At 74.1% G+C, this 251-nt stretch carries 1 protein-coding gene; it reads left to right on the forward strand.

Annotated features, from left to right (window positions below; genetic code table 11):
- Positions 1-251: IclR family transcriptional regulator domain-containing protein (locus MFF64_RS37130; protein ID WP_238194066.1), on the forward strand; the 251-nt coding region annotated here is incomplete at both ends.

Genomic DNA, 251 nt, shown 5'->3' on the forward strand with positions numbered 1-251 from the left:
GGCGCGCACCCACCTGGGCGCGGAGCTGCTCCGGCTCGCCCCCACCTATCTCGACGTGCACGAGCTGCGCGCGCGGGCGCTGGTGTGGACCGACGACCTGGCCCGCTCCAGCGGCGAGAGCGTCTACCTGGGCGTGCTGCACCAGCAGGGCGTGCTGATCGTGCACCACGTCTTCCGGCCCGACGACAGCCGCCAGGTGGTGGGGGTGGGGGCGATGCAGCCGCTGCACTCCACGGCCCTGGGCAAGGTGC

The sequence above is a fragment of the Methylobacterium frigidaeris genome, from assembly GCF_022179185.1.
Taxonomy (GTDB): Bacteria; Pseudomonadota; Alphaproteobacteria; order Rhizobiales; family Beijerinckiaceae; genus Methylobacterium; species Methylobacterium frigidaeris.